Annotated in this window: 14 protein-coding genes; 7 read left to right on the forward strand and 7 right to left on the reverse strand. The window is 61.6% G+C overall.

The window, feature by feature from the left end; translation table 11 throughout:
- The first annotated feature begins 99 nt into the window (after positions 1-99).
- From tpiA to pyrG, 3 genes are all read left to right on the forward strand, one after another.
- Positions 100-870 (forward strand): triose-phosphate isomerase, encoded by a 771-nt coding sequence (gene tpiA / locus AC1Q80_RS06375; protein WP_492359943.1) that lies wholly within the window; start codon positions 100-102, stop codon positions 868-870.
- 134 nt (positions 871-1004) lie between these two features.
- Positions 1005-1475 (forward strand): preprotein translocase subunit SecG, encoded by a 471-nt coding sequence (gene secG, locus AC1Q80_RS06380; protein ID WP_112809893.1) that lies wholly within the window; start codon positions 1005-1007, stop codon positions 1473-1475.
- 141 nt (positions 1476-1616) lie between these two features.
- Positions 1617-3254, forward strand: a complete 1638-nt coding sequence (pyrG, locus tag AC1Q80_RS06385; RefSeq protein ID WP_327795898.1) for a CTP synthase — start codon at positions 1617-1619, stop codon at positions 3252-3254.
- Positions 3255-3332: 78 nt separating this feature from the next.
- Here the strand turns inward: pyrG and AC1Q80_RS06390 are convergent, their stop codons facing one another.
- The 7 genes from AC1Q80_RS06390 to AC1Q80_RS06420 form a co-directional block, all read right to left on the reverse strand.
- Entirely contained in the window at positions 3333-3992 is a 660-nt protein-coding gene (locus AC1Q80_RS06390; RefSeq protein WP_492359944.1) for an SdpI family protein, read from the reverse strand.
- Complete coding sequence (locus tag AC1Q80_RS06395; protein WP_209792869.1) at positions 3989-4258, reverse strand: autorepressor SdpR family transcription factor; 270 nt, start codon at positions 4256-4258, stop codon at positions 3989-3991. Before AC1Q80_RS06395 ends, AC1Q80_RS06390 begins: the two co-directional genes overlap by 4 nt.
- Before the next feature lie 135 nt (positions 4259-4393).
- Positions 4394-5587 (reverse strand): DUF418 domain-containing protein, encoded by a 1194-nt coding sequence (locus AC1Q80_RS06400; RefSeq protein ID WP_492359945.1) that lies wholly within the window; start codon positions 5585-5587, stop codon positions 4394-4396.
- Between the two features lie 285 nt (positions 5588-5872).
- Positions 5873-6526 carry a CDP-alcohol phosphatidyltransferase family protein gene (locus tag AC1Q80_RS06405; RefSeq protein WP_492359946.1) on the reverse strand — a complete coding sequence of 218 codons (654 nt, stop codon included), beginning with the start codon at positions 6524-6526 and terminating at the stop codon, positions 5873-5875.
- 3 nt (positions 6527-6529) lie between these two features.
- Positions 6530-6916: a hypothetical protein gene (locus AC1Q80_RS06410; RefSeq protein WP_492359947.1), complete on the reverse strand. Its 387-nt coding sequence runs from the start codon at positions 6914-6916 to the stop codon at positions 6530-6532.
- The gene (locus AC1Q80_RS06415; RefSeq protein ID WP_077498349.1) at positions 6913-7863 is read right to left on the reverse strand and encodes a phosphatidate cytidylyltransferase; all 951 of its coding nucleotides are present in this window, start codon (positions 7861-7863) and stop codon (positions 6913-6915) included. Before AC1Q80_RS06415 ends, AC1Q80_RS06410 begins: the two co-directional genes overlap by 4 nt.
- Positions 7860-8507 (reverse strand): lysophospholipid acyltransferase family protein, encoded by a 648-nt coding sequence (locus AC1Q80_RS06420; protein ID WP_209792878.1) that lies wholly within the window; start codon positions 8505-8507, stop codon positions 7860-7862. Before AC1Q80_RS06420 ends, AC1Q80_RS06415 begins: the two co-directional genes overlap by 4 nt.
- A gap of 538 nt (positions 8508-9045) precedes the next feature.
- Between AC1Q80_RS06420 and AC1Q80_RS06425 the strand changes: the two genes are divergently transcribed.
- The 4 genes from AC1Q80_RS06425 (at position 9046) to eno (ending at position 13540) form a co-directional block, all read left to right on the forward strand.
- A complete protein-coding gene (locus tag AC1Q80_RS06425; protein ID WP_492359948.1) occupies positions 9046-9855 on the forward strand; it encodes a class I SAM-dependent methyltransferase in 810 nt (269 codons plus the stop codon).
- Between the two features lie 547 nt (positions 9856-10402).
- Positions 10403-11293: a VOC family protein gene (locus AC1Q80_RS06430; protein ID WP_492359949.1), complete on the forward strand. Its 891-nt coding sequence runs from the start codon at positions 10403-10405 to the stop codon at positions 11291-11293.
- On the forward strand, positions 11293-12135 hold the full coding sequence (gene kdsA / locus AC1Q80_RS06435) for a 3-deoxy-8-phosphooctulonate synthase (protein WP_492360358.1): 843 nt from the start codon (positions 11293-11295) through the stop codon (positions 12133-12135). The genes AC1Q80_RS06430 and kdsA overlap by 1 nt, the downstream gene beginning before the upstream one ends.
- Positions 12136-12265: 130 nt before the next feature.
- On the forward strand, positions 12266-13540 hold the full coding sequence (eno, locus tag AC1Q80_RS06440) for a phosphopyruvate hydratase (protein WP_173419804.1): 1275 nt from the start codon (positions 12266-12268) through the stop codon (positions 13538-13540).
- Positions 13541-13641: the final 101 nt, after the last annotated feature.

A 13641-nucleotide genomic window follows, 5' to 3' on the forward strand; every position in this document is an offset into this window, starting at 1 on the left:
TGGCCCTGTCGGGAATATTGCGCGCCGCATGCTTTCCTTTGCCGGTGGCATTTGCTAGGCCGCTTTCCGGAGAAACGTACCTGACCCGGAGGAAATTTCATGACGCCTGACATCCGCCCGCTCGTCGCCGGAAACTGGAAGATGAACGGAACGCGCGCCTCGCTCGATCAGATCAAGGCGATGGCCGAAGGGGTCAAGGGCGATCTGTCAGGTAAGGTCGAGACGCTGATCTGCCCGCCTGCGACGTTGCTCTACGTGGCGACGGCGCTGTGCGACGACAGTCCTCTGATGATCGGCGCTCAGGATTGCCATCAGAAGCAGTCCGGCGCACACACCGGTGACATCTCGGCCGAGATGATCGCCGATTGCTTCGGTACCCATGTGATCGTCGGCCATTCCGAGCGCCGCACCGACCATGCCGAACAGGACGGGCTGGTGCGCGAAAAGACCGACGCTGCACACGCTGCCGAGCTCATCGCCATTGTCTGCATCGGCGAAACAGGTGACGAGCGCAAGGCGGGCAAGACGCTCGACGTGCTCAAGCGTCAGCTCGCCGAAAGCCTGCCCGATACCGCCACGGCGGAAAACACAGTTATCGCCTACGAGCCGGTCTGGGCGATCGGTACGGGCCTGACGCCGACAACTGCCGACGTCGAGGAGGCGCATGCCTTCATGCGCAACGAACTGGTGTCGCGCTTCGCCGACGCCGGTGCCAAGATGCGCATCCTCTATGGCGGTTCGGTCAAGCCGTCCAATGCCCGCGAGTTGATGGCCGTCGCCAATGTCGATGGGGCACTGATCGGTGGTGCGAGCTTGAAAGCCGAAGACTTCCTCGCCATTTACCGGGCTTATGAAGATTTGACGGCCTGATTGTCCGGCACAGATCGGGCAGGGGGTTGGAATAGCGGACAGGTTGGTATAAAGAGGCGCGAAAATTGCGCCCGGGAAACCCCGTGTCCGCGCAAGATTTGATTCGTTTGCCCAAAGGGCAGGACTGGAAGCTGATGCAGACCGTACTACTCGTCATCTATCTCATGGTCGTCGTTGCCCTGATCGGCGTCGTTCTCATTCAGCGTTCTGAAGGCGGTGGCCTCGGCATCGGTGGCGGCTCGGGCTTCATGTCCGCACGCGGCACGGCCAATGCGCTGACCCGCACCACGGCGATCCTTGCCGCGCTGTTTTTCGTTCTGGCCCTGGCGATGGGCATCCTTGCCCGTTACGAGCCGCAGGCGACCGACATCCTTGACCGTATTCCGGGCACCAGCTCGGGTGGCGGCGTGCTCGATTCGCTTGGCGGCGGCAACACCCAGGCTCCGGCTGGAGGTGCAACCCAGCAGCCGGCGACCGGCAATGGCGCCGCGGCACCGGCTCCCGCCACCACGGGCGAAGCTCCGGCCGGCGGTGCTGCGACAACGCAGACACCCGCAGCCGGCGCAAACGGCAATACGGGATCGCAAGTTCCCAGCGGCCAATAAGGTCGCAAATTAGAAGAACCCGCCGGCGGATGGCACCATCCGCCGGTTTTGTTTTGTGTGAAAATCAGATTCCCTTCGAAGACGGAAAAATTCGGATAGACGAATTTTTCGGTGGCGGAATCGTTTGTTAAAAGGTATCCGGTGACTCCCATGGCGCGATATGTATTCATCACTGGCGGCGTGGTTTCCTCCCTCGGAAAAGGCATAGCTGCGGCTGCTCTTGGAGCATTGCTGCAGGCGCGTGGCTACCGGGTGAGACTGCGCAAGCTCGACCCCTACCTCAACGTCGATCCGGGCACCATGAGCCCGACCCAGCACGGCGAGGTGTTCGTCACCGACGACGGCGCCGAGACCGATCTGGATCTCGGCCACTATGAACGCTTCACGGGGCGTTCGGCGACGAAGACCGACAACATCACCACTGGCCGGATCTACAAGAACATCATCGACAAGGAACGTCGCGGCGACTATCTCGGCGCGACCGTTCAGGTGATCCCGCACGTCACCAACGAGATCAAGAACTTCGTTACCGAAGGCAACGACGACTATGATTTCGTGCTGTGCGAGATCGGCGGCACCGTCGGCGACATCGAGGCGATGCCGTTCATGGAAGCGATCCGCCAGCTCGGCAACGATCTGCCGCGCGGCACCGCCGTCTATGTTCACCTGACACTGATGCCCTATATTCCGGCGGCGGGTGAACTGAAGACCAAGCCGACGCAGCATTCGGTAAAGGAGTTGCAGGCGCTCGGCATTCATCCCGACATCCTGCTGGTTCGCGCCGACCGCGAAATCCCCGAAGCCGAACGCCGCAAGCTGTCGCTGTTCTGCAACGTCCGGCATTCGGCGGTTATCCAGGCGCTCGATGTTGCCTCGATCTACGACGTGCCGATCGCCTACCACAAGGAAGGTCTCGACAACGAAGTGCTTGCCGCCTTCGGCATCGAGCCGGCACCGAAGCCGCGGATGGCAGCGTGGGAAGAGGTTGCCGATCGCATCCGTACGCCGGAAGGCGAAGTCACCATTGCGATCGTCGGCAAATACACTGGCCTGAAAGATGCCTACAAGTCGCTGACCGAGGCGCTCTATCACGGTGGCATTGCCAACCGGGTCAAGGTCAAGCTCGAGTGGATCGAGTCGGAAGTCTTCGAAAAGGAAGACCCGGCGCCGTATCTTGAAAAAGTGCACGGCATCTTGGTTCCCGGCGGCTTCGGCGAGCGTGGCTCCGAGGGCAAGATCAACGCGGCGCGTTTCGCCCGCGAACGCAAGGTGCCGTATTTCGGCATCTGCTTCGGCATGCAGATGGCGGTCGTCGAAGCGGCGCGCAATCTCGCCGGTATCGACAAGGCGTCCTCGACCGAGTTCGGCCCCACCAAGGAGCCGGTCGTCGGCCTGATGACCGAATGGGTGAAGGGCAACGAACTCCAGAAGCGTTCCGCTTCTGGCGATCTCGGCGGCACCATGCGCCTTGGCGCTTATCGCGCGTCGCTGAAGGGTGGCACGAAGATTGCCGACATCTACGGCACGACCGACATCTCGGAGCGTCATCGCCACCGTTACGAGGTCAACGTCGACTACAAGCCGCAGCTCGAATCCTGTGGCCTGGTCTTCTCCGGCATGTCGCCTGATGGCATCCTGCCCGAGACCGTCGAGTACCCTGATCACCCGTGGTTCATCGGCGTGCAGTACCATCCGGAGCTGAAATCGCGTCCGCTTGATCCGCACCCGCTGTTTGCGAGCTTCGTCGAAGCCGCGCTGGAACAGTCGCGCTTGGTTTGATCCGCGATCGCGGTTCTGAAAATGACGGCCGGTCCCTTGTGACCGGCCGTCGTCGTTTCAGCGTCCTGTGCTGCATCGTCAGCGGCGTGACGGATGTCCTTGCCGCCGTGAGAAGATGTAGCTGTACAGGCCGCCGACGGCGAACGGTAGCATGAAGGCTGCAATCGTTACCGCCGTGAGCAGCGGTCCGGCGTTTAGGGCCAATGCGGCCAGCATCAGCAGGCTGCCGGATACCAGCATCAAGCGGCCGGTGAGGCGATGCGTCGCCACCCAGTTTGCCGGGTCGGCGAGGGTCCATGGCAGGCGGAGGCCCGCAATGCCGTTGGGTTGCGATTTCGGCATCACGTTGCCGATGACGACGGAAAGCAGACCCATCGCGAATGCGATGACGTTGACCATCGATATGTCGAACCCGAGACCTATGAGCACGATGACGGTTTGGATTGCCATGAAGAGTGCAAGGATGCCGGTCGAAGCCGCGGAAACGACATGGCGGCCGGCCTGTCGTCCGGGTGCGAAGCGGTCGGTAAAAGCCATCAAAGCCAGAACGACCGTTGCACCGACCGGAGCCGACAGCAGCGCCCGGTCGCGCGGCCAGAACGCATCCGGCTTGCCGTCGAGACCCCAATGGATCGGAAGCTCGGTGGCGGACGGTATCATGAGATAGCCGGCGATCGTCGTGGCGACGAGCGCGGCGGCCAAGGGCAGCACCAGCGGAGAACGCAGCACAGAGGTCATGGCGTTTGATCCTTCTTGCCCAGAAGTCCGCTCAAGGCTTCTTCCAGGATGGACATGTTGAGATGATAGATGAGGCTGGTGCCCCGCCGTTCCACCGCGACCAGTTCGGCATCGCGCAGCTTGTTGAAGTGCACCGAAAGCGTCGGCTTGGTTAGATCGAAATGACCGGCGAGCTCGCCGGCGCTCATCGGACCGGTTTTCAGCAGGGTCAGAATTTGTCGCCGCACCGGGTGTGAAAGCGCTTCGAAGACGGTGTTGATCCGCATGTTCATGTTCCGTTATGACTCTATAGTTAGATAATTATCTAATTAGAGTCAACGCGAAGAACGAATCGCGCTGAACAGCAAAACACCCGTCGCGAAACGCGCCGGGTGCAAGGAGATTGCGCCTGAAGCAAGGGGCTATCGCTGATCGGCGCTTGCGAGCTTGCGCCATTGCGGGATGCGGCAGATGGTGATGAAGCGCAACAGCCACTCCAGTGGACCATAGGCGAAACGCTGCATCCACCAGCCGCTGAGAACGAGTTGGACGGCGTAGATGATAAGGGCAATCAATACGGTTTCCAGCGGCGAAACGCGTCCGACCAGGCCGAGGCCATAGCCATGGAAGATCAGCGCGCAGACGAACGACTGCAGCAGGTAGTTGGAAAGCGCGGTGCGTCCGGCTGGTGCCAGCCGATCGCGCAGCCATCGGCCGCCGGCACTGTCAAGGAGCAGCACCATGGCGCCGACATAGGCTCCCGTCAGCAATGGTGCTGTCATGAGCCCAATGGCAAGCCCGATGATCGCCAGCGGCGTATCGCTCATCTCGACGCCGGTATAGGCATAGACGACGGCGCCAGGCAGGCCGAAGAAGAGGCCGAGCCGAACGAGCCGCCGGAGCATGCCTCGGTTCTCCTGCGGGCGAGACAGGATCTGCCGGCGTCCGGCAATCAGGCCGACGAGAAACATGGCAAGCGCCGATGGAGCCTGCAACAGACCAAGGATCACCCAGACTGACGACAGTTCCGTCAGGTGCTGTCCGATGATCGATTGCCAATTGCCTCGGAAGGCCGCTTCCGTCGCTGCGGCCGCGGCGACGATTGCATCCCGGTCAAGCGAAGGAGGTTCCAGGACGGCGACGACGCCAAGAGCGAACCATGCGAGAGCCGTGCCGATCACCAGAAAGCGAGCGAGACGCCAGAGGGTGGCGTCGCTTCGTGTCCGCAGCATCATCAGCGCGATGCCGAGAACGGCGTAGGTCGTCAGGATGTCGCCGTGAAACAAAAGCACCCCATGCGCCAGCCCGATCAGCCAGAGCCCCACTTGGCGCCGCAGGAGGCGCGGCACAAAGGCATCGCCGGCTTTTTCGGCGGAGCGCATCTGCAGCGTGAAGCTGTAGCCGAAGAGGAAGGAGAAGAGCAGGTAGAACTTCATCTCGAAGAACAGCGCGACGATAAGGTGCACGGCGCGGTCGAGGCCGGTATCGTACGACGGATCCGGCAGTTCGAGGCCGTAAAATGCCGAAGCGAACGCCATGCTGTTGACAAGCAGGATGCCGAGCAACGCGAACCCGCGCAGTGCATCGACCCCGTCTATGCGGTCTTGGGTGGTCATGGTCATCTCCGTCACGGCAGGCGCTATGGCTCCCACCGGATCCAACTGATTCAAAACATGTATCGGAGAACGGACCGGGCGATTGCATGGCCGATTTAGCCGCTTCAATCATCCATCTCGGCAGTGCGCCGCGTCAGCCGTTCAACGCTGGTCAGGTTGTGCTATTCAATAAATAGAGTAATCTATCTAATAATTAGCGACGGTAACGTCAAGGCTCTCACCGGGCGGATATGGGCGAGGGCGGTCAAAGGATCGGTTTTGGAGATTGCAGTCCGGTTGATGCGACTATTTACGTGTAGCGTTGGTCCTCAGCCAGGCGGTCTGGCGCCGGGCGCGACGCAGCGCCGTGAGGGCCGCGCCGAGTGCGACAATGACAAGTGCGGCGAGTAACACTTCGCCATCGCCAAGCCACAGCCCCTCAAAAGCGGAAACCACGGCCGCGAGCGTGATTGCCGCCATGCGGTGCTGTTTTGCCATAGGTCCGGAAAAGTCGCTCGGCGCACCATTGGCGCGTCCGAGTTCGCGGACATAGGCAGTGAGCACGGCGAACGCGCCTGCGGCAAAGCCGAGCGCTGGCAGGCCGATGCCGTAGCCGGCACCGACGAGAATGAAAAGATCGGCGACCCGGTCGGGAAACTCGTTCCAGAAGGGACCATCCGGTGCACCTTTGCCGCCCTCGACGGCGACCATGCCGTCAAACAGATTGCAGAGCAGACGCAACTGGCAGAACAGAGCCGCCGCTATGAAGAGAAGCGAGCGAAGTCCGTCCTGGACCTCGCTCGTCAGCCAGAAGGCAAGGCCTGCCAGCGCTGCGGCCGCCATGCTCGCCTGCGATATTTGGTTGGGCGTGATCGCCATCGCGGCAAGCCGCCGGGCGATGGCTTGCGCCCATCGCGTGTTGCGGCTTGCGAGCGGCCTGCGGTCACCGGTGTCTGTCATGGTTCAAGGTCCCCCGCGGCTGATCGAATAGTTGTAGGCAACCGCATAGCTGGTCGAGACCATGAGCGGTACGGCAATGGTCTTCAGAATTTCCGGGGTTCCGGTCGCCGCGTGGATTGCAACGAGAATGCTCGTCGAGGCAAGGCAGGCCAGAAGCGGCGGCATCCAAAGCCGCGCGGTACCGCGGAAACGAAGCGACAGCGCGTCGATCGTCGACTTCAGGCAAAGCGTCAGCGCCGCTGAAAGCGCGCCCTGCACAATGCCGGCAACGAGCGGCCGCGGCATCGGGTGAAGCCTGTTGGCAAACAGCGCCCATCCGCCCATGGCCACAAAGGCAAAAAGCACGTGGACGACGCTGCTGCGTGCAAGGGCGCGCAGATGGCTGTTCATGTCAGCGACCACCAGTATCGCGTCAGATGGAAGAAGATCGGTGCCGAAAACACCACGGAATCCAGACGGTCGATCAGGCCGCCATGTCCTTCGATCAGATGGCCCCAGTCCTTTACTCCGCGGTCCCGCTTGATCGCCGACATCACCAGTCCGCCGAAAAAGCCCATCAATGTGATGATGAGAGACATCACGCCTGCCTGAAGCGGTGTGAACGGCGTGATCCACCACAGCGAGGCGCCGAGCAGCGTGGCGCTCGCAACGCCGCCAACAAACCCCTCCACTGTTTTCGATGGAGAGAGTTTTGGCGCGATCTTGGTGCGTCCGAAGAGTTTGCCCCAGACATATTGCAGCACGTCGCTCGATTGCACGACGATCACCAGGAAGGCGATCAGGAGCACGTTGCGCCCTTCGTAACCGGGGATCTGCAGCGTCAAAAGCGCCGGTACGTGCGAGGCGCAGAACACGCAGATCATCAGTGCCCATTGAACTTCCGAAATCCGCAGCAGGAAGTTTTGCGTGTCGCCTCGCAACACCGCGATGATCGGCATCAGCAGGAAGGCATAGACGGGAATGAAGATCGCATAGATGCCGTACTCTTCCGCCCAGAGCAGATAATAGTTGATCGGCAGGGCCAGGAAGAAGGCTGCGGCGATCGCCCAATGATCGGCGCGTCTCGTGTTGATCAGCGTGATGAATTCGCGCAGCGCTGCAAACGAGCAGAAGGCGAAAAGCAGAAGCACCCCGACACGTCCGGCGATGAAGGCGATGGCGATGAGGAAGACCATTGCCCACCACGCCTTAATGCGGGCGTTGAGGTTCTCGATCGCGCCATTGGAGCCATCCGGCGACAGCTTGCGCTGCAGAACGTAACCGACCGACGAGGCGAACAGCAGGATGCCGCCGACGCCGAGCAGCAGGGTGACCATGTCGGAAGTCGTCGTGCTCATGCGTCGTTGTCCGTCTGGGTCGGGGCGAGGGACAGCAGTGCGCCTTGTGCCCTGGCGATGAAGTCTTCCTTGCTCTCGTCAGCTTCGACTTTGAGCGGTTCGCCGAAGTTGATCGTGCAGATCAGCGGGATCGGAACGAACTCGCCCTTCGGCATCACCCGGTTGAGATTGTTGATCCACACCGGGACCAGCGCCACGTCCGGCCGCTTGCGCGCGAGGTGATAGAGCCCGCTCTTGAACGGCAGCAGCTTGGCGTCTGTCTGGTTGCGCGTGCCTTCGGGAAAGACGATCAGCGAGGCGCCTTCGTCGAGTGCGGTTGCCATCTGCTCGACCGGGTCGCTGGTGCGAGCGGCGGGATCGCGCTCGATCAGAACGGCATTGAAGACGTCGCGGCCGATAAAGGATGTCAGCTTTGACTTCAGCCAGTATTCGGCGCCGGCGACAGGGCGGGCGCGTTGGCGAAGCCACGGCGGCAACACGGCCCAGATCAGAATGAAATCGCCATGGCTTGAGTGATTGGCGAAATAGACGCTTTGCCTCGGAGGCAGGCCGGTTTCGTGCCAGAGTGCCCTGGCAGCGGTCAGCGCACGTGCAAACATCATGATGGCGACTGAAGCGAGCTTGGCAAGAAAATCGCGAATCATGCTGCTTCGATCTCACCCGCAAGAGATGCCGTTGTTGAAGGGCGCTTCGCCCCTCGTGCCCGGATGCGTCTCACGCTGTGCAATGCATTGATCAAATGGTGGCCCTCAAAATGGCAGGCCTGTCGTAACCTCAGGCTGCATTTGCCGACTTTACGCGATTGCGTCCGCTTCACAAGCGGCCCCAGTCGCTGCTGAGATGATGACGTTTGGGCGCCGCGAATTCTTCGATCTCCGTAAGGTTTTTACGCGCACCCAGAAAAGATGCGACGTCTCACCGCAGTCTTTGCCTCAAGGACGGTTTCTATCCAGCGTTGACCGCTTGCAACTCCGGCGCTAATTTCCGAGGGTCAATAAGAGGAGCGTCGTCCAATGCGCCAGTAATGCCCGGTGAAAACCGAATTCGCCTCAACTTCGCTCGCGAAGGGGATGGACGATGGCATTGCTCGACCCGCACAACGGACAGACGCAAAGGCACCTTTGCCTGCAAATTCCATTCCCCGTGAGCGGTCATGTTTGGACATGTTTCCAAGGACCGATTATGCAAGACACAACGAACAAGCTCGATATCATCGATCACAACCGCCAGGCCTGGGACCGCCAGGCAAGCGAGCAACGCGAATGGTCAAGACCGGTGACGCCGGAACTGATCGCTGCCGCCCGCAACGGGCAATGGCAAGCGCGGCTGACGCCCGGTGACCTCCCGAAAGGCTGGCTGCCCGACATTAGCGGCCTGAAGATCCTGTGCCTGGCATCGGCCGGCGGTCAGCAGGCGCCTATTCTGGCGGCAGCCGGTGCCGAGGTCACCGTCTTCGATATTTCGGAACGCCAACTCGATCAGGACCGGCTGGTGGCGCAGCGCGAAGGTCTGGCGCTGAAGGCCGTCCAGGGCGACATGCGCGACCTCTCGGTCTTTGCCGATGGCGCCTTCGACATCGTCTTCCATCCGATATCGAACCTCTATGTGCCGGATGTGCAGCCGGTCTGGCGCGAATGCCACCGGGTGTTGAAGACGGGCGGACGACTGCTGGCAAGCTTTTACAACCCGGTCGTCTTTATCGGCGACCGCGACCCGAGCCATGCCGAGCAGGGTCTCATCCGACCGGCCCACGCGCTGCCCTTTGTCGAGGCCGAGCATCTCTCCCCCGACCTGGTGCGGTCAAAGATCGAAAGGGGTGAGGCACTGGTGTTCGGGCATAGCCTGGCCGACCAGATCGATGGCCAACTCCGGGCCGGTTTCGTGCTGGCTGGCTTCCACGAGGATCGGCGACCGGTGCCGCGCTTCCTGATCGACAGGTTCATGCCGACCTTTATCGCCACCTGCGCCATCAAGAGCGATCTTGGTCTTTAGCGCGCTTGAGCCGACCCCGCTGTTCGGGTCGTAAACACAAAGGTAACGAGGACAACCGCAGCGCCCGACGCGACGCTGCGGTTCCCAACGCCGCTCGTAATCCCATGTTACGTCGTGTTACTGTTACGTACTCGCCAAATCATCGGATTCATTCTTTTCTGTTCTCCAGCGAAACCGGAAAGGGTCAATGCATATGCGCTACATAGCTTTGTTGTTTGTGCCTCTGACGATTGCCCTGCTGGGGCTGTCGGGCTGTGCCACGACGTCATCGAGCAATACGACCTACGCGCAGCCGCAAACATCCGCCCCCGGACTCGGAGCCTCGAGTACGGGCAATGCCACGGCGGCTCCAGGCTACTATTGACGCCGAGGCAGTTCGGCGCCTGCTGGCAGCCGTAAAACCGCGGCGGGGTGGTGCCCGGCGCGGACGGGTTGTGTTTGTTGAGGATGTCTGGGTCAAGGCGGCCAATCGGCGCCATGGCCGGCAGCCGGCTTGCATTCGCCGGGCAAAAGTTGCAAACAGCGGCAAACCATCAGGGAAACCGCCATGAGCCTCTCCAAGCGCACCACCCGCCCGCTCGATCATCTCGTGCTGCCGGTGGACGCACTTGAACAGGCGCGGCGACGGCTCAATGATCTCGGCTTCACCGTGGCCGAGGATGCACGCCATCCCTTCGGCACCGAAAACGCCTGCGTCTTCTTTTCCGACAGCACCTATCTCGAGCCGCTTGCCGTCGCTTCGCGTGAGGAATGCGAAGCCGCCGCCCTGGACGGCAACGCCTTCGTCGCCCGCGACCAGGCATTCCGTTTCCGTCAGGGGCCGCAGGGGCTGTCGGCGATCGTGCTCGGCACCGAGGACGCAGCCTCTGACCACATGCGGTTCCGCGCCCATGGTATCTCGGGCGGCGACATGCTGGAGTTTTCGCGGCCGATGCGGCTTCCCGACGGCCGGGAAGGGCTGGGCTCGTTCCGGCTGGCTTTTGCCGCAGACCTGCGCTCGCCGGATTTCTTCCTGTTCAGCTGTCAGCGTGTGCGCGCGCTTCCGAGCGAGCTCGGTGCGCTGGAGCGGCACGACAACGGCGTGCTCGGGATTTCCGAGGTCGTGCTATCGGAGACGAACCCGACCGATTTCCAGTACCTCCTGCAAGAGGCAGTCGATGAGCGTGAAGTCGAAGCGCATTCTTTCGGCATGGACATCGAGACGACGAACGCCAAGATCTCGGTGCTGAGCGCCGCCGGCATGGAAGCTTTCTTCGGCCGTTCCGTTCGCAGCGCCGAGCGCGGCCTGCGTGGCCGGGCCGTGGTCTTCCGTGTCGCCGACCTCGAGGTGACGCGCGCGCACTTTGCGCGCAACGATATCGAATTTTCAGAAATGGGCGGACGCCTCATTGTTCCCGAAATGCCGGGGCAAGGGGTGATCTTCGCGTTTGGAGCTTGATAATGGAAACGAATGCCAGAGTAGTTGTCGGTGATGGTTCAAAGCAGGTCGCCTTCTCGCAGAAGGAGCGACTGTCGCTGATCGCCGGCCCCTGTCAGATGGAAAGCCGCGAACACGCCTTCATGATGGCCGGAAAACTTGCCGAACTCTGCAAGTCGCTCGACATCGGCCTCGTCTACAAGTCGTCCTTCGACAAGGCCAACCGCACGTCGCTTTCGGGCAAGCGCGGCATTGGCCTCGACACGGCGATGGAAGTCTTTGCCGACCTCAAGAAGGAGTTCGGCTTCCCGGTGCTAACTGACGTCCACACCGAGGAGCAGTGCGGGCTCGTCGCCAAGACCGTCGACATCCTGCAGATCCCGGCCTTCCTGTCGCGCCAGACCGATCTTCTGGTGGCAGCCGCCAAGACCGGCCGCACCATCAACGTCAAGAAGGGCCAGTTCCTGGCGCCTTGGGACATGAAGAACGTGCTTGCCAAGTTCACGGAAAGTGGCAACCCCAACATTCTCCTGTGCGAACGCGGCGCGTCCTTCGGTTACAACACGCTGGTGTCCGACATGCGCTCGCTTCCGATCATGGCTTCGCTCGGCGCACCCGTCGTTTTTGACGCCACGCACTCGGTGCAGCAGCCCGGTGGGCAGGGTGGTTCGACCGGTGGCCAGCGCGAGTTTGTCGAGACGCTTTCGCGGGCGGCCGTTGCCGTCGGCATTGCTGGCCTGTTTGTCGAAACCCACGAGGATCCTGACAACGCTCCGTCCGATGGCCCCAATATGGTGCACTTGAAGGACATGCCGCGGCTGCTCGAAAAGCTGTTGGCCTTCGATGCCGTTGCCAAGGGCTGAGACAGGCTCGTGAAATTTTCGTGAACCCCGGTGGCGCGGTTGTTTTTACATCTTGCGCGCCATTGAAATTCCCGGGCCTTCGCTTATGACAGGCCCGACCCCACCACCGTCCTCAAGTAGGGAAGAGATCATGACTGCAATCATCGACATCATCGGCCGAGAAATTCTGGACAGCCGCGGCAACCCGACCGTCGAGGTCGACGTCTACCTGGAAGACGGAAGCTTCGGCCGGGCGGCAGTCCCGTCGGGCGCTTCGACCGGTGCGCATGAGGCTGTCGAGCTGCGTGACGGTGGAACGCGTTACCTCGGCAAGGGCGTCGAGCGCGCTGTCGACGCCGTCAACGGCGAGATCTTCGAAGCGATCGGCGGCCTCGATGCCGAAAACCAGATCCAGATCGACAAGACCATGATCGAGCTTGACGGCACGGCCAACAAGTCGCGCCTCGGCGCCAACGCCATCCTCGGCGTTTCGATGGCTGTCGCCAAGGCCGCTGCGGAAGCCTCCGGTCTGCCGCTCTACCGTTACGTCGGCGGCCCGAACGCGCACGTGCTTCCGGTACCGATGATGAACATCATCAACGGTGGCGCCCATGCCGATAACCCGATCGACTTCCAGGAATTCATGATCGTTCCTGTCGGTGCCGATACGATGCGCGATGCGGTCCGCATGGGTTCGGAAGTCTTCCACACGCTGAAGAAGCAACTCTCTGCCGAAGGCCACAACACCAATGTCGGTGACGAAGGTGGTTTCGCGCCGGGCCTCGCTTCCGCTCCGGCGGCACTCGACTTCATCATGAAGTCGATCGAAAAGGCCGGCTACAAGCCGGGCGAAGACATGTTCATCGCGCTCGATTGCGCTGCGACCGAATTCTTCAAGGACGGCAAGTACGTTCTCGAAGGCGAAGGCCGTACGCTGGAGCCGGGCGCCATGGCCGAGTACCTGGCCGAACTCGCTGCCAAATACCCGATCTTCTCGATTGAAGACGGCATGGCGGAAGACGACTGGGATGGCTGGAAGGCCGTGACCGATCTCATCGGCAACAAGTGCCAGCTCGTCGGCGACGACCTGTTCGTCACCAATTCCGCGCGCCTGCGCGACGGCATCAAGATGGGAGTCGCCAACTCGATCCTCGTCAAGGTCAACCAGATCGGTTCGCTGTCGGAAACGCTCGACGCGGTCGAGACGGCGCACAAGGCGCGCTACACCGCCGTCATGTCGCACCGGTCGGGCGAGACCGAAGACGCGACGATCGCCGACCTCGCGGTTGCCACCAACTGCGGCCAGATCAAGACCGGTTCGCTTGCCCGTTCCGACCGGCTCGCAAAGTACAACCAGCTGATCCGCATCGAAGAGCAGCTCGGCCTGCAGGCCAAGTACGCAGGCCGCTCGATCCTGCGCGGCTGATAGCCTCGATCGATCGTTGAAATCTTGACCCGCTCACGGCCTCCGTGGGCGGGTTTTGCTTTATCCGGCCATTCATGGTCAACGGTCGGTTAATCAATGCC

This window comes from Ensifer sp. GW823-FHT05D09 (assembly GCF_058795755.1).